Origin of the sequence: Streptomyces sp. NBC_00310 (assembly GCF_036208085.1) — a bacterium.
Taxonomy (GTDB): Bacteria; Actinomycetota; Actinomycetes; order Streptomycetales; family Streptomycetaceae; genus Streptomyces.
Genome location: NZ_CP130714.1, coordinates 7,213,631 through 7,233,246, shown reverse-complemented (window position 1 = coordinate 7,233,246; position 19,616 = coordinate 7,213,631). Strand labels below are relative to the sequence as shown.

Genomic DNA, 19,616 nt, shown 5'->3' with positions numbered 1-19,616 from the left:
CAGGCGGAACATCGCGGCGGTCGAGCCTTGTACGCGCATCACGCCCTGACCTGCTCATTCGAAGGCCCAGACCATTACCACCCGGTCAGTCGGGGCTAAACGACATGAACGAAGTCGCGGTACTCCCTGGCTACTATCTCCACTTCACGGGGACGCATGTTGAGATATTGCGCGACGGAGACAATTTCACCGTCAGCCGCAATGTCCGCATGCGCCTGTGCGTATGCGTAGGGGTGCGCGAGTGAGGAGTAGACGCGAACGCCCTGCTCGCGTCGCACCCAGATGCGGCGCTCGTCGATCGCGGATGCCTTGGCCCGGCTGGAGCCGACCTTCTCCAAGAGCACGTACTGAAGCCCGAGGAGGTCCAGCAGCTCTTGGTCACGCTCCCACACGGTTCCGCCGTACATGTTGCTCATCAGGAACAGAGGATCTCGATAGACGAGCCGTACTGCCTCGGGAAGTGACATACCTCGCCCGTTCCAGCACAGGGCGCCACGCACTGAGCTCGGCCGCCCCTGGTCGGGTACGGCTTCGCCCATGACCATGGGCAAGAACTCCTCCACCCGATCCGGCCACCCGTGGATGATTGCCTGCAGAAGGTTGCAGGGGTTGTAGATGTGCAGCCCGACATCTCCGTCCCCGACCTTCTGACTCGCCTCATCGAGCCAACCATCAACCAGCGACTCCCACTCCTGGTTGCCGGCCAAACTCTGTCGGATTTCTCTCCGGAACCCTTCCCAGCGGCTCGCTACCTGCGGGCTTGCGGACCCCGTGTAGAGAACCTGACTGTCACCTCGATCGTCCCCGGTGAGGAATCGGAACAGGTCCCGCTCTTCAAAGGCCGCCGTGTCACCGAACGCTCCGGTGCCCCGAAAGCCTCGGACGGCCCAGTTGGGATCGTCGGCGAGATTACTGAGCAGACCCGGTTGCGCACCTTCCATGTCCATACCGCGTATCTCACTGCGGGCAAGACGGTTGCAGATCGCGCAGAGGGCCAGGTACTCGGCAGGGTGCTCTGCGGCGAACGGTTCCGGACCGTCATAACCACTCAGGAGGTCCGCCGATGCGCGTCCCTCGTTGACCCGGCCTACCGCCAGGTAAAGGCCGAAGGGTGCAGGGGTGCGTTGCTTCTCCGCTACTCGATCGAAGTCCGCCGCCAACAGGTCCAGCGCCCCAAGATCGGCGGCCACCTTGCTGACGATGCTCCAGCCGTGCCGGCGTTGTTCCTCCGTGGTGAAGAAGAACAGGTTGTGAATGGGAGTGATGCGAGGCTCGAAGGCCTGCGGCAGAAGCTGTACCCGCTCGGCCCCGACGGGATGACCGCCCCTGTCCAGGAGAAGCCGGTAACCGCGAAGGTCATGGCTCCAGTCGCGCGCCGCGTTGCTGACGGCGGTCAGCAGTTCCTCCCAGTCATCCGGCATTGCCACGATCACAGCTCGGATACGGTCAGGCGCGAGGTTCTTCTCCCGGCAGAGAAGCTCGGTGTACTTGTTCACCTCGTGCAGGGCTTGCCGTGCGCTCGACCGCGACCGCTTCAGCTCGACGACCACCCACATCCGATGGCGGTCACGAGCCAAGATGTCGATGCTGCCCTTGGTGCCGTGGGCATTGGGCAGGGGGTACTCCTTGAATTGAACCGGCCGGAGGCCCGGCTCGATCAACTCCAAGTTGTGTACGAGCGCATCACGCAGCTCGTGTTCAAGAGGTGGCCGCATGGCCGAAGGCTAAACCGTAGGACTGACACCGACCCTACGGCTGTTGCTGATTGGTGAGGCTCCTGCGCACAGCTTCGGTATCCCGGTGAAGGGGCCTCACGTGCCAGCGCGTCGGCAATCGCGGCGAACTCCGAGAGCAAGCCGCACAGGAGGTTCTGGGCCCGCAAGTGGGCTGGTGTGCATCGCATCTTCCAGGAGTGCGGCGATCCACCGCCAGTCTGGCGCAGCCACTGTGCAGGCATAGCGCGCCGCACAGACGCCGCCCACGAGGCGCAGCCAGGGGCAGCACGGGAACGACGAAGGGGCCGAGCTCACGAGAGGGCTCGACCCCACGTCCGCACACTAAATGAACTGCATTAGCGTACGGCAATTCATCGATCACACATTGAAGCGGAACTCGACGACGTCCCCGTCCTGCATCACGTAGTCCTTGCCCTCCATGCGGGCCTTGCCCTTGGCGCGGGCCTCGGCGACGGAGCCGGTTTCGACGAGGTCGGCGAAGGAGATGACCTCGGCCTTGATGAAGCCCTTCTGGAAGTCGGTGTGGATGACACCGGCGGCCTCGGGGGCGGTGGCGCCCTTCTTGATGGTCCAGGCGCGGGATTCCTTGGGACCGGCCGTGAGGTAGGTCTGCAGGCCGAGGGTGTCGAAGCCGACGCGGGCCAGGGTCGCCATGCCGGGCTCCTCGACGCCGACGGACTCCAGGAGTTCCATCGCTTCTTCCTCGTCGAGCTCGGCGAGGTCCGCCTCCAGCTTCGCGTTGAGGAAGATCGCCTCGGCGGGGGCGACCAGGGCGCGCTGCTCGTTCTTGAAGTCCTCGTCGGTCAGTTCGTCCTCGTCGACGTTGAAGACGTACAGGAACGGCTTGGTGGTGAGCAGGTGCAGGTCATGGAGAAGCTCCTCGTTTCCGGAGCCCTGCACGATGCCCGCGGAGAACAGGGTGTCGCCCTTCTCCAGGATCTCCTGCGCCGCCTCGACCGCAGCGACCTTCGGCCCGATGTCCTTCTTGATGCGCGACTCCCGCTGGAGGCGCGGCAGGACCTTCTCGATGGTCTGGAGGTCCGCGAGGATCAACTCGGTGTTGATCGTCTCGATGTCGTCCTTCGGCGAGACCTTGCCGTCGACGTGTACGACGTTCTCGTCCTGGAAGGCGCGGATGACCTGGCAGATGGCGTCCGACTCGCGGATGTTCGCGAGGAACTTGTTGCCGAGGCCCTCGCCCTCGCTGGCGCCGCGGACGATGCCCGCGATGTCGACGAAGTCGACGGTCGCCGGGAGGATCTTCTGCGAGCCGAAGATCTCGGCCAGCTTGGCCAGGCGCTCGTCCGGGACGCCTACGACGCCGACGTTCGGCTCGATCGTGGCGAACGGGTAGTTGGCCGCCAGCACGTCGTTCTTGGTCAGGGCGTTGAACAGGGTCGACTTGCCGACGTTGGGCAGACCGACGATTCCGATCGTGAGCGACACGTTTGCGACTTCCCGTACGTAGGAGGGCCAGGCGGCCGGGGTGCTGGAGCGGCAGGGCCTGGGACCTGAGGCCTGTCCGGCGGATCTGCCCCAGCGGCCGGAGGGTCGGCCGATCCCCCAGTTTACGGCGTGCGGACACCCGGTCCGGCGAGGTATCGAACGCTTGGCCAAGGTCCGCTCAACGGCGTGTCTGTGAACCCATTCGGCACATTAACCGACCTAAGTTGGTCGAGTGGAGCAGCAGCAAAGGACGTATCCCCCTCGGACCGGGCCGCAGCGCGGCGCCCCGCCCCTTCCCCCGCAGGCGGGCAGAGGGGGCCGGCTTCCCGGCGCGGGCGGACCGCGTCGTGCTCCGGTCGCGCGCGGGCCCGTCCCGCCGCCGGTCCGAGCCGTGCGGAACGTCGTGCGGGCCGTGCGCCGGATGCCGAACCCACGCCTCACCGCCCTGGGCTGTGGATTGTTCTGCGGGGCGTCGATGTTCGCGCTCGCCGGCCTCGACCGGCTGTTGTTCGGCTCGTCCCCCGCCCTGTACGGGACGCTGTTCCTGCTGGTCAGCGCGTTGAGCGCGGTGTGGGTGCGGCGCGGTGACCTGGCGAGCGCGCCCGTCGTCGTACCGATCGCCTTCGCGGCCGGCCTGCCGCTGCTCGCCGAGGGTGAGGGCGGGCTCGGCGGACATCTGATGGCCCTGGTCACCGCCCTCGCCATGCAGGCGGGCTGGCTGTACGGCGGCACGCTCGTCGCCGGGGTCATCGTGACCGTACGCAAGCTGCGGCTGATGGCCCGCCGGGCGGCCGAGCGGGAGGGCCGGGAGCGCGTCGGGAGGCAGGGCCCGAAGGTCCGGGCGCCGGGTGCCCAGCCCCGGCCCCCGTACGACCGCCGGCCGATCGGGCCCCGGGCCCCGACGGCTCCGGTCCAGCCCCGCCGCACCGTCCCCCGGGGCTCCTAGGGCCTGCCGTTTGGATCACGCCTGGGCCGCAGGGCTTGGCACGCCCATCTGCGGCGTTGTCGTCAGTTGCCAACGCTCCGCGTTGACGCCCTCCTCCGCCTTGCAGCTGCACGCACCAAGCCCCACTCACCGGCGATCACCAGGCACCCGTGGCCGAAGTCGGCATGATCCAAACGACAGGCCCTAGTCGGCCTTCGCCGCCCGCATCGCCGCGCCCACGATGCCCGCGTTGTTCTGCAGTTGGGCCGGGACGATCTCCGCCTTGATGTCCTCGATGAGGTGGAGGAACTTCGAGGACTTGCGGCTGACGCCGCCGCCGATGATGAAGAGCTCGGGAGAGAAGAGCATCTCGACATGGGCGAGGTACTTGGTGACGCGCTTGGCCCAGTGCTCCCAGGTCAGCTCGTGGTCGTCCTTGGCCTTGGTGGAGGCGCGGGTCTCGGCGTCGTGGCCGTGCAGCTCCAGGTGGCCCAGCTCGGTGTTGGGGACGAGGACGCCGTCGGAGAAGACGGCGCTGCCGATGCCCGTGCCGAAGGTGAGCAGGATGACCGTGCCCCGGCGGTCGCGCCCGGCGCCGAACTGGACCTCGGCGACCCCCGCCGCGTCCGCGTCGTTCACCACGGTCACCGGCAGGTCGCCGATCCGCTCGCTCAGCAGGGCGCGCGCGTCGACGTCGATCCAGCTCTTGTCGACGTTGGCCGCCGTACGGATCGTGGCACCGCCGGTGACCACGCCGGGGAACGTGATGCCGACCGGTCCGGTCCAGCCGAAGTGGTCGACGACTTCCTTGACCCCGTCGGCCACCAGGTCGGGCGTCGCCGGCTGCGGGGTCAGCACCTTGTACCGCTCGTCCGCCAGATCGCCCAGGTCCAGGTCCACGGGAGCGCCCTTGATCCCGGAACCACCGATGTCCACGCCGAAAATGTGCATGGCCCTACGTTACGTCGTACGACTTACAGTCACGCTCGCGAGGTCCCCGTCGCCGACGGGAGCCGGAACCCCTCACGTCCTCGAACGCGTACGGCCCCGGAACCTTCACGTTCCGGGGCCGTACGCGGGTGCTCAGGCGGTCAGGCGCCCTGTCCGGTGCGCTCGGCGACCAGGGACGCGGCCTCCTCGCGCAGGTCGCGACGCAGCTCCTTGGGCAGGGAGAACGTGATCGACTCCTCCGCGGCCTTGACCAGTTCGACGTCCCCGTAGCCGCGCTGCGCGAGCCACTCCAGGACCTCTTCGACAAGGACCTCGGGCACGGAGGCGCCCGAGGTGACGCCGACGGTCTCCACGCCCTCCAGCCACGCCTCCTCGATCTCGTCGGCGAAGTCCACGAGGTAGGCCTCGCGGGAGCCGGCGAGCTTGGCGACCTCGACGAGCCGGACCGAGTTGGAGGAGTTGCGGGAGCCGACCACGATGACCAGCTCCGCCTCGGCGCCCATCTGCTTCACGGCGAGCTGACGGTTCTGCGTGGCGTAGCAGATGTCGTCGCTGGGCGGCGAGACGAGCAGCGGGAACTTGTCCTTGAGCGCGCCGACCGTCTCCATCGTCTCGTCGACCGAGAGCGTGGTCTGCGAGAGCCAGACGATCTTGGACGGGTCGCGGACCTCGACCTTGGCGACATCCTCGGGACCGTCGACCAGCTGGATGTGGTCCGGCGCCTCGCCCGAGGTGCCGATGACCTCTTCGTGGCCCTCGTGCCCGATCAGGAGGATGTCGAAGTCGTCCTGCGCGTACCGGATCGCTTCCTTGTGGACCTTGGTGACCAGCGGGCAGGTCGCGTCGATGGTGGCGAGCTTGCCGCGCGCGGCCTCGTCGTGGACGGTCGGGGCCACGCCGTGCGCCGAGAACATGACGATGTTCCCCTCGGGAACCTCCTCCGTCTGCTCGACGAAGATGGCGCCCTTCTTCTCCAGCGTCTGCACGACGTACTTGTTGTGGACGATCTCGTGGCGGACGTAGATCGGGGCCCCGTACTGCTCCAGGGCCTTCTCGACGGCGATCACCGCGCGGTCGACACCCGCGCAGTAGCCGCGCGGGGCGGCGAGGAGGACACGGCGGCGGCCAGGCGAATCGGTCATGTCCTCCATCGTAGGGGGTTCCCCACGTTGGGCTCCGCCGGTGGGCGCCTCATAGCTCGGGGGTGCGGGTGGTGTGGCGGGTGCGGGTCCGGTGGGGGCTGGTCCGGTGGGGGCTGGTCGCGCAGTTCCCCGCGCCCCTGGAAAGCAGGGGCTGCGCCCCGTGCTTTTCGGCCCGGAAACCCGTCGCCCCCGCCGACGCACCCGAACCCCCGAGCTATGGGGCGGCCTTGTCCGTGCCCCCCGTTACGCTCCCCTCATGGCTCTCAACACGTCCGCCGAGTCCCCCCTTCCCGTCGGCGAGGTCTCCCGGCTCATCGGCGGCTGGATCGACCGGCTCGGGGCGGTGTGGGTCGAGGGGCAGATCACGCAGTTGTCGCGGCGTCCGGGCGCGGGCGTCGTGTTCCTCACGCTGCGGGACCCGTCGCACGACATCTCCGTGGGCGTGACCTGTTACCGCCAGGTGTTCGACTCGGTGGCCGACGTGGTGAGCGAGGGCGCGCGGGTCGTCGTCCTGGCGAAGCCGGAGTGGTACGCGCCACGCGGGCAGCTGTCGCTGCGGGCCACCGAGATAAAGCCGGTCGGGGTCGGTGAACTGCTGGCCCGGCTGGAGCAGTTGAAGAAGTCGTTGACCGCCGAGGGGCTGTTCGCGCCGGAGCGGAAGAAGGCGCTGCCCTTCCTGCCGCAGCTGATCGGACTGGTGTGCGGACGGGCCTCCGCGGCCGAGCGGGACGTGCTGGAGAACGCCCGGCGGCGCTGGCCGGCCGTCCGTTTCGAGGTGCGCAACGTCGCCGTGCAGGGCGTGCACGCGGTGCCGCAGGTCGTGCAGGCGGTGAAGGAGCTGGACGCGCTGGACGGCGTGGACGTCATCGTCGTGGCGCGCGGCGGCGGCAGCGTGGAGGACCTGCTGCCGTTCTCCGACGAGCAGCTCGTACGGGCGGTCGCGTCCTGCCGTACGCCGGTGGTGTCGGCGATCGGGCACGAGCCGGACACCCCGCTGCTGGACTATGTGGCGGACCTGCGCGCGTCCACCCCCACCGACGCGGCCAAGAAGGTCGTGCCGGACGTGGGCGAGGAGTACGAGCGGGTGCGGTGGCTGCGGGACCGGGCGCGGCGGTGCGTGGAGTCGTTCGTGGAGCGGGAGGAGCGGGGGCTCGCGCACGCTCTCGCGCGCCCCTCGATAGAGGATCCGCACCGCATGATCGACGAGCGCGCCGACCAGGTGGCCTCGCTGCTCGACCGGGGCCGCCGCTGCCTCGGACACCACCTGGACCGCGCCGTCTCGGAGTTGACGCACACGCACGCGCGCGTGGTGGCCCTCTCTCCCGCGGCGACGCTCCAGCGGGGGTACGCGGTGCTGCAGAAGGCGGACGGGCATGTGGTCCGCGCGCCCGGCGAGGTCGGGCCGGACGAGGCGTTGCGTGCCCGGGTGGCCGAGGGCGAGTTCGCCGTCCGGGTCGACGGAACGAGGACTGTCGACGCAGCCGGGACTGTCGGAGGGGACGCATAAGGTGGGCCGCATGACCAGCAACGTGAGCGAGGCCGACGGGACGACCGGAGCGGCCGGGACGACCGGAGCGGCCGGGACGGCCGGGGCCTTGGAGGCCGACCGCGCCCTCGGGTACGAGCAGGCACGGGACGAGCTGATCGAGGTGGTCCGCCGGCTGGAGGCGGGCGGTACGACGCTGGAGGAGTCCCTCGCCCTCTGGGAGCGCGGCGAGGAGCTGGCCAAGGTCTGCCGCCGCTGGCTGGACGGGGCGCGGGCGCGGCTGGACGCGGCGCTGGCGGAGGGGGAAGAGGGAGACGGCGAGGCCGGGTGACCGGTGCCCGCCGGGGCACTGTGAAGCGGATCACCACACCCCGCTTTTGGTTGAAGGTTGAACTTCATTCACTGTACGGTCGAGGACGTACACCCGACATCGCACGAAGGTTGCTCCATGTCCCTCGTTCTCGACCCCGCCGCCCAGGACCTCCTGTTCCGCGAGGCCCACACCGCGAACACGTTCACCGACGAGCCGGTGAGCGAGGAGCAGGTGCAGGCGATCTACGACCTCGTCAAGTACGGTCCGACCGCCTTCAACCAGACCCCGCTGCGCATCGTCCTGGTCCGCTCCGCCGAGGCCCGTGAGCGCCTGGTGCCGTACCTGGCCGAGGGCAACCGGGCCAAGACGGCCACCGCCCCGCTGGTCGCGATCCTCGCCGCGGACAACGAGTTCCACGAGGAGCTGCCGACCCTCTTCCCGGCGCTCCCGCAGGTCAAGGACCTCTTCTTCGCCGAGCGCGGGGCCCGTGAGTCCGCCGCCGGCCTGAACGCCGCCCTCCAGGCCGCGTACTTCATCATCGGCGTCCGCGCCGCCGGCCTGGCCGCCGGCCCGATGACCGGCTTCGACTTCGCCGGCGTCCAGAAGGAGTTCCTGGACGACGACCACACCCCGCTGATGGTCGTCAACATCGGCAGGCCCGGCGAGGACGCGTCCCGACCGCGCTCCCCGCGCCTGGACTTCGACCACGTCGTCACCACGGTCTGAGCCTCGCGCCAGTCATGACGAAGGGCCCCCGGCTGCGCCTCGCAGCCGGGGGCCCTTCGTACATTCACGTGATGCGCGCGTACGTTCACGTGATGCGCGCGTCCGCTCGCGCTCCGCGCGGTCACTTCGTCCTGAGCGCCTCGGCCATCTTCGTCAGCCGGTCGAAGGAGGCGGAGCCGGCGACCACGGTCGTGGAGCCCGTGTTCTCGAGGACGAGGGCGTCGTAGCGCTCGCCCTCGTACCGGGTCCAGGTCTCGTCGCCGATCTGCCGCGTGGTCCCGGTCTTCCTCGCGTCCTGGGTGGCGTCCGCGATGAACCGGGACGGCTTCTCGGTGGACTGCTCGACCGCCACGTACCGGCCGTCCGGGTCGTGGAACCCGAGGTGCCAGTGGTCGGACTCGTCGCCCTGGAAGCGGACGGAGGTCGCCTTCCAGCTGTCCGGCAGGCCCTCGGGAGCGGCCACCGGGTAGGAGGCCGCGCGACGCGCCGTCAGCAGTTCGACGCGGTAGTCGACGCGCTTGAGCTCCTGCTCGGTCTCGTCATGCGGGATGAAGAGATAGATGACCCATGCCGCCAGCACGATGAGCCCCAGGGAGAGGACCATGTCGCGAACGGTCTGCTTGCCTTTCGTACCTGCCACGTCCTCATCGTCGCAGGTGTACTGGCCCGCTCATCCGTGGGGTCCCCTGCTCATTTTGTCGGACTGACGATAGAGTCGGGCAGAACCCTCATCCGGCCGTCGCCGTATCAGAAAGGTGCGCTCCGATGACCGAGAACCACCATCTGCCGTCCGAGCTCGAAGTCCCCTCCGAGGCCCCCGACCGCAACCTCGCCCTGGAGCTCGTGCGGGTGACCGAGGCGGCTGCGATGGCTGCGGGCCGTTGGGTCGGCCGCGGGGACAAGAACGGGGCGGACGGAGCCGCCGTGCGTGCCATGCGGACCCTCGTCTCCACCGTGTCGATGAACGGCGTCGTCGTGATCGGGGAGGGCGAGAAGGACGAGGCTCCGATGCTCTTCAACGGCGAGCGCGTCGGTGACGGCACCGGCCCTGAGTGCGACATCGCCGTGGATCCGATCGACGGCACGACGCTGACCGCCAAGGGCATGACGAACGCGATCGCCGTGCTCGCGGCGGCCGACCGGGGCACGATGTTCGACCCGTCGGCCGTCTTCTACATGGACAAGCTGGTCACCGGGCCCGAGGCGGCCGACTTCGTCGACATCAACGCGCCCGTGTCGGTGAACATCCGCCGGGTCGCCAAGGCGAAGCGGTCCGCGCCGGACGACGTGACCGTGGTCATCCTGGACCGGCCCCGGCACGAAGGGATCATCAAGGAGATCCGGGAGGCCGGTGCGCGGATCAAGCTGATCTCCGACGGGGATGTCGCGGGCTCGATCCTGGCGCTGCGGGAGGGCACGGGCGTCGATCTGCTGCTCGGAGTGGGCGGTACGCCCGAGGGCATCATCTCGGCCTGCGCGGTGAAGTGCCTCGGCGGCACCATCCAGGGCAAGTTGTGGCCGAAGGACGACGCGGAGCGGCAGCGGGCGATCGACGCGGGGCACGACCTCGACCGGGTGCTGACGACCGATGACCTGGTCTCCGGGGAGAACGTGTTCTTCGTGGCCACCGGGATCACGGACGGGGAGTTGCTTCGTGGGGTGCGGTACCGGTCGGAGACCGCGACCACCGACTCGATCGTGATGCGGTCGAAGTCGGGGACGGTGCGGCGGATCGACTCGGTGCATCGGCTGAGCAAGCTGCGGGCGTACAGCTCGATCGATTTCGAGAAGGCCAAGTAGCTCCACCGGCCGCGCACGCCACGAGGGCGCCCTCTTGTGCGGAGAGGGCGCCCTCGTGGCGTGTACGTGCGGGGCTAACCGGCCGCCGCTATCGTCCCGTTCGTCCTCGCCGCCTTCTGCAGTTCGACATCTCGGCGGCGCCGGCGGGCGAGGACCACTCGGCGTTCCGCCGCGGTGAGGCCGCCCCAGACTCCGTAGGGCTCGGGTTGCAGGAGTGCGTGTTCCCGGCACTCGACCATGACGGGACAGCGGGCACAGACGCGCTTGGCGGCTTCCTCTCGGGAGAGCCGGGACGCGGTGGGTTCCTTGGAGGGGGCGAAGAACAGCCCGGCCTCGTCACGCCGGCACACGGCCTCCGTGTGCCACGGGGCGTCCTGATCCCGGTCTCGCACTGGCACCCGCTGGGGCGGAACAGCAGCGACCTGCAGGGACGAATGCGGCGGATGCAGCACGGTCTACTCCTGACGACGGCTTCGCGAGCGAGAGACGATGCAGCAAGGCCTACCCGCTGTGCGCGGGCCTATGCACTGAGTCCCGATCCGCTGGAATTCGCCGTCACCACCCCGTGGTCACCACCGGATCGGATCCCTTCGGGTGGTGTCCGAGCGTGGTGGAATTCACAACCGTCAACGGTCCAGGTGTTTGCGCAAATGATCGTCCACCTTGCGGGAGACGTGGTCGGTGACCCGGCCGAGGAGGTCGGCGATCACCTTGCCCCGCTTGGGCCTCGCCTCGATGCTCCCGAGGACGGCCAGCCCGTCCACATAGACCACGGGGGCGTCGGTCTCCACCGAATCCAGCGCGTCCACCTCGAAGTTGCCGAGGATGCCGGCGCCGCTGCCGCGCAGCGAGACGTTCTCCGGGACGCGGATCTCGACGCTGCCGAAGACCGAGATCACCTTGATCATCACCTGGCGGTGCTCGAAGAGCGCCTCGCTGAGGTCTATTTCGACACTGCCGAATATCGCGTACGCGTGGATGCGGCGGCCGGCGCGCCAACGGCCCTTGCGGATCGAGGCGCTGAAGACGGCCACCAGACGGTCGTCGGGGTCGATCGGGATGGCGCCCGGCGTCGGGCGGTTGGGCACGGAGGAGACGGGCGCCACATAGGCCCGCCCCGCCTTCCGGGCCTGGCCGGCGGGCAGGTCCCGTACGAAGACGTCCAGCTCGCCCACGGTCTTGGCGGCGAGCACGCCCTCGACCCGCTCGGAGTGCTCCTCCGCGGTGAGGCGGCCCTCGGCGAGGGCGTCGCGCAGGAGGTCGGCTATCCGGTCGCGGTCGGCGTCGGACGCGCGCAGCTCGGCAGACGACAACGGCGGATCCTGGGTGGGGCGCTTTTGAAGGTCCACGACAGCAGATTACCCACTCGCGATAGATCGCGACCAGGGGGTGTGGACAACTCGGGGCCGCCGAACTGAGCCTTACCTCACAAGCCCGCTCTCCGAAGCAGGTCCTACGCTGGTGGCGCTGCCAACGGAGGTCAGCCGTCGGCGAGTGAGCCGCAGGGGCGCGCGAGCCCGACACCAGCCTTGTCGAGTGAGGAATGGGCGACATGCCTGAGTTCGAGTACACCGATCTGCTCCCCATGGGAGAGGACACCACCCCGTACCGGCTGGTGACCTCCGAGGGTGTCTCCACCTTCGAGGCCGACGGGCGGACGTTCCTCAAGGTGGAGCCGGAGGCGCTGCGCAAGCTGGCCGCCGAGGCGATCCACGACATCCAGCACTATCTGCGTCCGGCGCACCTCGCGCAGCTCCGCCGGATCATCGACGACCCCGAGGCGTCGAGCAACGACAAGTTCGTCGCGCTGGACCTGCTGAAGAACGCGAACATCGCGGCCGCCGGTGTGCTGCCCATGTGCCAGGACACGGGTACGGCGATCGTCATGGGCAAGCGCGGGCAGAACGTGCTCACGGAGGGCGGGGACGAGAAGGCCCTGTCCAAGGGCATCTACGACGCCTATCTGAACCTGAACCTGCGCTACTCGCAGATGGCTCCGCTCACCATGTGGGAGGAGAAGAACACCGGGTCGAACCTGCCGGCGCAGATCGAGCTGTACGCCACCGACGGCGGCGCCTACAAGTTCCTGTTCATGGCCAAGGGCGGTGGGTCGGCCAACAAGTCGTTCCTGTACCAGGAGACGAAGGCCGTCCTGAACGAGGCCTCCATGATGAAGTTCCTTGAGGCCAAGATCCGTTCGCTGGGTACGGCCGCCTGTCCGCCGTACCACCTCGCGATCGTGGTGGGCGGTACGAGCGCCGAGTACGCGCTGAAGACCGCGAAGTACGCCTCCGCGCACTACCTGGACGAGATCCCGGCCGAGGGGTCGCCGCTCGGGCACGGGTTCCGGGACAAGGAGCTGGAGGAGAAGGTCTTCGAGCTGACGCAGAAGATCGGGATCGGCGCGCAGTTCGGCGGCAAGTACTTCTGCCACGACGTGCGGGTCGTCCGGCTGCCGCGGCACGGCGCCTCGTGCCCCGTCGCGATCGCCGTGTCCTGCTCGGCCGACCGGCAGGCCGTCGCGAAGATCACCGCGGAGGGTGTGTTCCTGGAGCAGCTGGAGACGGACCCGGCGCGGTTCCTTCCGGAGACGACGGACGAGCACCTCGAGGAGGGCGACGTCGTCGAGATCGACCTCAACCAGCCGATGGACGACATCCTCGCCGAGCTGACCAAGTACCCCGTGAAGACGCGGCTCTCGCTCTCGGGGCCGCTGGTCGTGGCCCGGGACATCGCGCACGCCAAGATCAAGGAGCGGCTCGACGCGGGCGAGGAGATGCCGCAGTACCTCAAGGACCACCCGGTGTACTACGCGGGCCCGGCGAAGACGCCCGAGGGGTACGCGTCGGGGTCGTTCGGCCCGACGACCGCCGGGCGGATGGACTCCTACGTGGAGCAGTTCCAGGCAGCGGGCGGCTCCAAGGTGATGCTGGCGAAGGGGAACCGGTCGCAGCAGGTCACGGACGCGTGCGGGGCGCACGGCGGGTTCTACCTGGGGTCGATCGGCGGGCCCGCGGCCCGGCTCGCGCAGGACTGCATCAAGAAGGTCGAGGTCGTCGAGTACGAGGAGCTCGGCATGGAGGCCGTCTGGAAGATCGAGGTCGAGGACTTCCCGGCGTTCGTCGTCGTCGACGACAAGGGCAACGACTTCTTCAAGGACCCGGCGCCGGCGCCCACGTTCACGTCGATTCCGGTGCGGGGGCCCGGGCTGGCGTAGGGGGTGGCAGGTAGCGGGCTCGGGGCGGCCGTGGGGCGGATTTCTCGCCCCCGCCGCCCCTACCCGTTCCCGTCCCAGTCCGCGTCCCCGTCCCCGTCCCCGTCCCCAGGGGCGCTGCCCCGCGCTGCCCCTTCGACTCGGCCCCGGACCGCTTCTGGGGGCTGCACCCCCAGCCCCCTCGGCCTGAACGGCCTCGTCCTCGGACGCCGGACAGGCAGACGGGCAGACGGGCAGACGGGCGGAAATGCCGAAAGATGCCGGGCGGGCCGGGAATCCTCGTTACGACAGCTTCTTCACCTGTGCCTCGACGACCTCCGTCGGGAACTCGAAGTCCTTGCCCGTGGCGGCCGAGGCCAGGTTGAGGGCGGTGAAGTAGCCCAGCGTGCTGCCCTTGCGGAAGACGACGACCTTCATCGGGATCTTCGCGGCCTCGGCCTCGCTGACGAAGTCGATGGCGATCGCCTCGTCGGCACCCTCCGGCGCGGTGGCCGTGGCGACCTTGGTGACGTCCTGGGTGGTGCCGTCGACCGTGACCTTGAAGCCGTCCGCGCAGGCCTTGGCCGAGGTGTTGAGGGACTTCATCACGCTCTGGGCGGCGGCGCTGTCGTAGGCGGACAGGCGGAGCAGGACCCGGGTGACGTCGAGACCCGAGGAGCCGCCGCTCTTGGCGGCCTCGGCGGGGTCGATCTCGCCGGCCGTCTCGCGCTGCACGGTCGCGGACGGCTCGTCCACCACGCTGCCGACCATGGCGTACGCGACGGGCGCGCACTCGTCGCTGCCCGGCTCGACGTCCTTCTGGTCCACCGTCGCCGTGGGCTCGGTGACCTTGTGGCCCTCGACGTCCCCGTCCTTCAGCGCGACCTTCTCCAGGTCCGCGGCGGAGAGGGTGGGCGTCTTGCCGCCCGAGTCCCCCTCGCTCTCGCTCCCGCCGGAGTCCGAGCACGCGGCCAGCAGGGTCAGGGACAGGGCGGCGACACCGGCGACGCAGGACCGGCGTATGACAGCTCTACTCAATTCACGTTCTTTCTTCGGCATTTCGTTCGACGAGCGACTCGTCGGGGTGACGCTACTGCACGTCACCGGCATCGGTGCGCGGAATTCCGCGCTCACCCGCGCGGGGTACGGCCGGGAACACCACGGTCGGCCGGAACGCTGTACCGGACATGAGTGACTACCGCGTCGAACACGACTCCATGGGCGAGGTCCGCGTGCCGGCGGGCGCCAAGTGGCGGGCCCAGACACAGCGGGCGGTCGAGAACTTCCCGATCTCGGGGCAGCGCATCGAGCGCGCCCACATCGAGGCCCTGGCCCGGATCAAGGGCGCCGCCGCGCAGGTGAACGCCGAACTGGGCGTGCTCGACAAGGACATCGCCGAGGCGATCCGGGAGGCGGCCGAGGAGGTCGCGGAGGGCCGCTGGGACGAGCACTTCCCGGTGGACGTGTTCCAGACCGGGTCCGGCACCTCGTCGAACATGAACACCAACGAGGTCATCGCCACGCTGGCGACCGAGCGGCTCGGCCGGGACGTGCACCCGAACGACCACGTCAACGCCTCGCAGTCGTCCAACGACGTCTTCCCTTCCTCCATCCACATCGCCGCGACCGCCGCCGTCACCCGTGACCTGATCCCCGCCCTGGAGCATCTGGCCACGGCTCTGGAGCGCAAGTCCGTGGAATTCGCCGACGTCGTGAAGTCCGGTCGTACGCACCTCATGGACGCCACACCGGTCACTCTCGGCCAGGAGTTCGGCGGGTACGCGGCCCAGGTGCGGTACGGCGTCGAGCGGCTGGAGGCCTCGCTCCCCAGGCTCGCCGAACTCCCCCTGGGCGGTACGGCCGTGGGGACCGGCATCAACACGCCGCCCGGGTTCTCCGCCGCCGTCATCGCGGAGGTCGCGCGGGCCACCGGACTGCCGCTCACCGAGGCCCGCGACCACTTCGAGGCGCAGGGGGCCCGGGACGGCATCGTCGAGACGTCCGGGCAGCTCCGTACGATCGCCGTCTCCCTCACCAAGATCGCCAACGATCTGCGGTGGATGGCGTCGGGGCCGAGGACCGGTCTCGCGGAGATCTCCCTCCCCGACCTCCAGCCCGGTTCCTCGATCATGCCCGGCAAGGTCAACCCGGTGATCCCGGAGGCCGTGCTCATGGTCGCCGCGCAGGTCACGGGCAACGACACCACGGTCGCCACGGCGGGCGCCGCCGGGAACTTCGAGCTCAACGTCATGCTGCCCGTCATCGCCAAGAACGTCCTGGAGTCGATCCGGCTGCTCGCAGGCGTGTCACGGCTGCTCGCCGACCGGACCGTGGACGGGATCGTCGCCGACCGGGAGCGGGCCCGTGAGTACGCCGAGTCGTCCCCGTCCGTGGTCACCCCGCTCAACAAGTACATCGGATACGAGGAGGCCGCGAAGGTCGCCAAGAAGGCGCTCGCGGAACGGCGGACCATCCGCGAGGTCGTCCTGGACAGCGGTTACGTGGAGCGTGGCGATCTGACACTGGAGCAGCTCGACGAGGCGCTGGATGTCCTGCGGATGACACGGCCGTGACCGGGCGGCGAGTTCCGGCCGTCGCAGGTGTCACTCGGGTAACCGATTCCCGCCGAGGCGTGAACCGTGACCGGTACCGCAGCGTCATATGCGCATGACACCTAATATCTGCGCATGGGAGACGACGGAGTGGTGAGACGAGGGGAAGCGGACGGGTCGACGGCGTTCTGGGAGCCGGGCAGTCAGATCCTGTGGCGCTATCGGGAGAACGGCGGCGAACGCTTCCATATCGCGCGGCCCGTCACGGTCGTACGCGATGACGCGGATCTGCTGGCCGTGTGGATGGCGCCCGGTACCGAATGCGTACGGCCCATACTGGCGGACGGCACCTCGCTGAACTCGGAGCCCCTCACGTCCCGGTACAAGAAGCCGCGGAGCGTGCGGCTCGGCCGGTGGTCCGGCACCGGTGTGCTGAAGCTGGCGCGGCCGGGCGAGCCGTGGTCGGTGTGGCTGTTCTGGGAGCAGGGTTGGCGTTTCAAGAACTGGTACGTCAACCTGGAGACACCGCGGGCCCGTTGGGACGGCGGTGTGGACTCCGAGGACCACTTCCTGGACATCTGTGTGTTCCCGGACCGGTCCTGGAACTGGCTCGACGAGGACGAGTTCGCGCAAGCTCAGCAGGACGGCCTGATGGACGCTCACGCGGCCGAGCGGGTGCGGGAGGCGGGTCGGTCCGCGGTGGAGGCCATCCACGCGTGGGGCCCTCCGTTCTCGGACGGCTGGCAGCACTGGCGCCCGAACCCGGCGTGGGGAGTACCGTCTCTCCCGGACGACTGGGACCGTACGCCCGCGCACTTGTCCTCATGAGACCCTTGATGCGCCCCCGGTCCGCAACCGTAGGATCGTCCTCCGCAAGAGTTCACAGGGGCAACTCCCGCAGTTCGGGCAAGGCTTGACCGTACGTCACCGAGGGGCGGCAAGACGTGATCAAGGGGTACGAGGGTTACACCGGGACGAGCCGGAGACGGCCCGACGGACGGGCAGTACTGTCGTTCGGCGAGCCCGCCGGTACCGTGTGTGGCACAGGAACTGCCTCTGACCACGCGGGAAATCCGTTCCCAGGACACGTAATCCGGGTATCGGCCTTTCTGCGGGACGAAGTATCGGGTTTGCGGGACGCACTGCGCTCACGACGCGCAGTCCCGGACGGATGGATTCGACACGCGTGACGGAGCACCCCACCTCCCACGAGCGCCCTCAGGGCGGCGCCGGCCCCACGGATCCCCGTGGGGCGCTCCTGCGTACCCAGGAGCCGATGCGCACCGCGCCCGCCACGGCCTTACCCGCTCAGGCACGCATGGGTGACGCACCGGCCGAGCCGGGCACCGCGGCCCCGTGCGCCAAGAGCGGACAGGCCCCCTCGGAGCACGCCCAGCCGGCGCTCTCCGAGCACTCCCAGCCCTCGGCCACCGAGCCCGACCCGCACCGCCCGAGGCCCGCGCCGGAGACCATCCCGGCGCAGCCCGGCGGTGAGCCGGACCGGTCCGGCGGGGCCGGTGGCGGCCTGGAGCGCCGCAGCGGGCAGGGAGTGCCGCCGGGCGCCCCCATGCCCATGCGGCGGGACGGCGACCGGTTGCGCTTCGTGGGCGCCGCGACCCGGCGGATCGCCCGCGGCATCGACCTGGACGAGATCGTGATGGGTCTGTGCCGGGCCACCGTGCCGACGTTCTCGGACGCGATCCTCGTGTATCTGCGCGAGCCGCTGCCGGTCGGCGACGAGCGGCCCACCGGGCCCATGGTGCTGCGCCTGCGCCGCACCGACCGGATTCCCGAGGAGCGGGACACCGAGGGCGGCTTCATGCCCGTGCTCCAGCCCGAGCAGCCCGTGGATCTGGCGGTCGTCACCGCCGAGCAGTGCGAGGTGCGGCCCGGCGGAGCGCTCGCCGAGGTGCTGCGGGGCGTACGGCCGGTCTTCGCGGACGCGCCCGCCGCGCACGACGCGCTGCCGGAACTGCTCGGTCCGGACGCCGAACTGACCGTGCCGACCGGCCAGCGGGCGATTCTCGCGCCGCTGCGCGGCCGACGCCGGGTGATCGGCGCGGCGGTCTTCCTGCGCCGCCCGGAACGGATGGCGTTCGAGCAGGACGATCTGCTGGTCGCCGCCCAGCTCGCCACGCACAGCGCGCTCGGCATCGACAAGGCGGTGCTGTACGGCCGTGAGGCGTACATCGCGGACGAGTTGCAGCGCACGATGCTGCCGGAGGCGCTGCCGCGCTGCACCGGCGTACGGCTCGCGCACCGGTATCTGCCCGCCGCCGAGACGGCGCGGGTCGGCGGCGACTGGTACGACGCGATTCCCCTGCCGGGGAGCCGGGTCGCGCTGGTGGTGGGTGACGTGATGGGTCATTCGATGACCTCTGCCGCGATCATGGGTCAGCTGCGGACCACCGCGCAGACGCTGGCGGGCCTGGATCTGCCGCCGCAGGAAGTGCTGCACCACCTCGACGAGCAGGCCCAGCGGTTGGGCACGGACCGGATGGCCACGTGCCTGTACGCCGTGTACGACCCGGTCTCGCATCGGATCACCATCGCCAACGCCGGGCATCCGCCGCCGGTGCTGCTGCACCTGGGCGGGCGTGCCGAGGTGCTGCGGGTGCCGCCGGGTGCGCCGATCGGTGTGGGCGGGGTGGACTTCGAGGCGGTGGAGCTGGACGCGCCGGCCGGTGGCACGTTGCTGCTGTACACCGACGGGCTCGTGGAGTCCCGGCTCCGGGACGTGTGGACCGGGATAGAGCAGCTGCGGGAGAAGCTGGCCGCGACCGCGCAGTTGACCGGGCCGGATCATCCGCCGCCGCTGGAAGCGCTGTGCGACGAGGTGCTCGACATGCTCGGCCCGGGGGACCGGGACGACGACATCGCGCTGCTCGCCGCGCGGTTCGATGGGATCGCTCCCAGCGACGTCGCGTACTGGTTCCTGGAGCCCGAGGAGATGGCTCCGGGGCGGGCGCGTCGGCTGGCCCGGCACGCGTTGTCCCGCTGGGGTCTTGAGGAGTTGACCGACTCGGTCGAGCTGCTCATCAGCGAGGTCGTGACGAACGCCGTGCGGTACGCGACTCGGCCGGTCACGTTGAGGTTGCTGCGGACGGATGTGCTGCGGTGCGAGGTGACCGACGACGTTCCGCAGCTGCCTCGGCTTCGGCAGGCCCGGGCGACGGACGAGGGGGGCCGTGGGCTCTACCTGGTCAATCGGCTGGCCAAGCGGTGGGGGGCCACTCGGTTGAGTGCGGGGAAGGTTGTGTGGTTCGAGCTCAACCAGGCGTGAGGGATTTCGCGGGAGCGCCGTAGGACTTCCGCGAGTTCGGCGGCTGCGGGTTCGTCGTGGCGT

General features: G+C 69.6%; 17 protein-coding genes. 9 read left to right on the top strand and 8 right to left on the bottom strand.

The features are described 5' to 3' along the window. Nucleotides 1-95 precede the first annotated feature (95 nt). Both OG202_RS31790 and ychF read right to left on the bottom strand, forming a co-directional pair. Nucleotides 96-1,715, bottom strand: coding sequence for an endonuclease NucS domain-containing protein (locus tag OG202_RS31790; RefSeq protein ID WP_328223964.1), 1,620 nt, complete (start codon nt 1,713-1,715; stop codon nt 96-98). Nucleotides 1,716-2,093: 378 nt separating this feature from the next. Beyond that, nucleotides 2,094-3,182, bottom strand: coding sequence for a redox-regulated ATPase YchF (gene ychF / locus OG202_RS31785; RefSeq protein ID WP_328223963.1), 1,089 nt, complete (start codon nt 3,180-3,182; stop codon nt 2,094-2,096). A 421-nt stretch (nt 3,183-3,603) separates the two neighbouring features. Here ychF and OG202_RS31780 point away from each other — a divergent pair, with 421 nt between their 5' ends. Then, nucleotides 3,604-4,128: a DUF6542 domain-containing protein gene (locus OG202_RS31780; RefSeq protein ID WP_327727968.1), complete on the top strand. Its 525-nt coding sequence runs from the start codon at nt 3,604-3,606 to the stop codon at nt 4,126-4,128. Between the two features lie 183 nt (nt 4,129-4,311). Here OG202_RS31780 and ppgK read toward each other — a convergent pair whose 3' ends face one another. Then, complete coding sequence (ppgK, locus tag OG202_RS31775) at nt 4,312-5,058, bottom strand: polyphosphate--glucose phosphotransferase (RefSeq protein WP_327727969.1); 747 nt, start codon at nt 5,056-5,058, stop codon at nt 4,312-4,314. A 140-nt stretch (nt 5,059-5,198) separates the two neighbouring features. Continuing rightward, nucleotides 5,199-6,209, bottom strand: a complete 1,011-nt coding sequence (locus OG202_RS31770; protein ID WP_327727970.1) for a 4-hydroxy-3-methylbut-2-enyl diphosphate reductase — start codon at nt 6,207-6,209, stop codon at nt 5,199-5,201. Between the two features lie 247 nt (nt 6,210-6,456). On the opposite strand from OG202_RS31770, the gene xseA reads away from it, so the two are divergent. The 3 genes from xseA (at nt 6,457) to OG202_RS31755 (ending at nt 8,725) form a co-directional block, all read left to right on the top strand. Next, the gene (gene xseA / locus OG202_RS31765) at nt 6,457-7,707 is read left to right on the top strand and encodes an exodeoxyribonuclease VII large subunit (RefSeq protein WP_327727971.1); all 1,251 of its coding nucleotides are present in this window, start codon (nt 6,457-6,459) and stop codon (nt 7,705-7,707) included. 10 nt (nt 7,708-7,717) lie between these two features. Next, nucleotides 7,718-8,017: an exodeoxyribonuclease VII small subunit gene (locus OG202_RS31760; RefSeq protein WP_328223962.1), complete on the top strand. Its 300-nt coding sequence runs from the start codon at nt 7,718-7,720 to the stop codon at nt 8,015-8,017. A 117-nt stretch (nt 8,018-8,134) separates the two neighbouring features. Further along, nucleotides 8,135-8,725: a malonic semialdehyde reductase gene (locus OG202_RS31755; RefSeq protein WP_327727973.1), complete on the top strand. Its 591-nt coding sequence runs from the start codon at nt 8,135-8,137 to the stop codon at nt 8,723-8,725. Between the two features lie 121 nt (nt 8,726-8,846). Here the strand turns inward: OG202_RS31755 and OG202_RS31750 are convergent, their stop codons facing one another. After that, nucleotides 8,847-9,365: a DUF4245 domain-containing protein gene (locus OG202_RS31750; protein ID WP_327727974.1), complete on the bottom strand. Its 519-nt coding sequence runs from the start codon at nt 9,363-9,365 to the stop codon at nt 8,847-8,849. A gap of 125 nt (nt 9,366-9,490) precedes the next feature. Between OG202_RS31750 and glpX the strand changes: the two genes are divergently transcribed. Further along, nucleotides 9,491-10,525, top strand: coding sequence for a class II fructose-bisphosphatase (gene glpX / locus OG202_RS31745; protein WP_327727975.1), 1,035 nt, complete (start codon nt 9,491-9,493; stop codon nt 10,523-10,525). A gap of 74 nt (nt 10,526-10,599) precedes the next feature. Here the strand turns inward: glpX and OG202_RS31740 are convergent, their stop codons facing one another. Both OG202_RS31740 and OG202_RS31735 read right to left on the bottom strand, forming a co-directional pair. Then, on the bottom strand, nt 10,600-10,977 hold the full coding sequence (locus OG202_RS31740) for a WhiB family transcriptional regulator (RefSeq protein WP_319239298.1): 378 nt from the start codon (nt 10,975-10,977) through the stop codon (nt 10,600-10,602). Nucleotides 10,978-11,151: 174 nt separating this feature from the next. After that, nucleotides 11,152-11,874: a DUF1707 SHOCT-like domain-containing protein gene (locus OG202_RS31735; RefSeq protein ID WP_327727976.1), complete on the bottom strand. Its 723-nt coding sequence runs from the start codon at nt 11,872-11,874 to the stop codon at nt 11,152-11,154. 203 nt (nt 11,875-12,077) lie between these two features. Between OG202_RS31735 and OG202_RS31730 the strand changes: the two genes are divergently transcribed. Then, nucleotides 12,078-13,742, top strand: a complete 1,665-nt coding sequence (locus OG202_RS31730) for a fumarate hydratase (protein ID WP_326578040.1) — start codon at nt 12,078-12,080, stop codon at nt 13,740-13,742. A gap of 279 nt (nt 13,743-14,021) precedes the next feature. Here OG202_RS31730 and OG202_RS31725 read toward each other — a convergent pair whose 3' ends face one another. Next, nucleotides 14,022-14,756, bottom strand: a complete 735-nt coding sequence (locus OG202_RS31725; RefSeq protein ID WP_328223961.1) for a hypothetical protein — start codon at nt 14,754-14,756, stop codon at nt 14,022-14,024. Between the two features lie 149 nt (nt 14,757-14,905). Between OG202_RS31725 and OG202_RS31720 the strand changes: the two genes are divergently transcribed. The 3 genes from OG202_RS31720 (at nt 14,906) to OG202_RS31710 (ending at nt 19,553) form a co-directional block, all read left to right on the top strand. Then, complete coding sequence (locus tag OG202_RS31720) at nt 14,906-16,291, top strand: class II fumarate hydratase (protein WP_327727978.1); 1,386 nt, start codon at nt 14,906-14,908, stop codon at nt 16,289-16,291. Nucleotides 16,292-16,405: 114 nt separating this feature from the next. Further along, nucleotides 16,406-17,098, top strand: a complete 693-nt coding sequence (gene fomD, locus OG202_RS31715; protein ID WP_327727979.1) for a cytidylyl-2-hydroxypropylphosphonate hydrolase — start codon at nt 16,406-16,408, stop codon at nt 17,096-17,098. 343 nt (nt 17,099-17,441) lie between these two features. Continuing rightward, entirely contained in the window at nt 17,442-19,553 is a 2,112-nt protein-coding gene (locus OG202_RS31710; RefSeq protein WP_328223960.1) for an ATP-binding SpoIIE family protein phosphatase, read from the top strand. Nucleotides 19,554-19,616 lie beyond the last annotated feature (63 nt).

Bases quoted from the DNA above. Each gene is read 5' to 3' on its own strand.
- OG202_RS31710 (WP_328223960.1), top strand. From the start codon at position 17,442: ATGGATTCGACACGCGTGACGGAGCACCCCACCTCCCACGAGCGCCCT.
- OG202_RS31770 (WP_327727970.1), bottom strand. From the start codon at position 6,209: ATGGAGGACATGACCGATTCGCCTGGCCGCCGCCGTGTCCTCCTCGCC.
- OG202_RS31780 (WP_327727968.1), top strand. From the start codon at position 3,604: ATGCCGAACCCACGCCTCACCGCCCTGGGCTGTGGATTGTTCTGCGGG.
- OG202_RS31790 (WP_328223964.1), bottom strand. From the start codon at position 1,715: ATGCGGCCACCTCTTGAACACGAGCTGCGTGATGCGCTCGTACACAAC.
- OG202_RS31755 (WP_327727973.1), top strand. From the start codon at position 8,135: ATGTCCCTCGTTCTCGACCCCGCCGCCCAGGACCTCCTGTTCCGCGAG.
- OG202_RS31720 (WP_327727978.1), top strand. From the start codon at position 14,906: ATGAGTGACTACCGCGTCGAACACGACTCCATGGGCGAGGTCCGCGTG.
- glpX (WP_327727975.1), top strand. From the start codon at position 9,491: ATGACCGAGAACCACCATCTGCCGTCCGAGCTCGAAGTCCCCTCCGAG.
- ppgK (WP_327727969.1), bottom strand. From the start codon at position 5,058: ATGCACATTTTCGGCGTGGACATCGGTGGTTCCGGGATCAAGGGCGCT.
- fomD (WP_327727979.1), top strand. From the start codon at position 16,406: ATGGGAGACGACGGAGTGGTGAGACGAGGGGAAGCGGACGGGTCGACG.
- OG202_RS31730 (WP_326578040.1), top strand. From the start codon at position 12,078: ATGCCTGAGTTCGAGTACACCGATCTGCTCCCCATGGGAGAGGACACC.
- OG202_RS31760 (WP_328223962.1), top strand. From the start codon at position 7,718: ATGACCAGCAACGTGAGCGAGGCCGACGGGACGACCGGAGCGGCCGGG.
- xseA (WP_327727971.1), top strand. From the start codon at position 6,457: ATGGCTCTCAACACGTCCGCCGAGTCCCCCCTTCCCGTCGGCGAGGTC.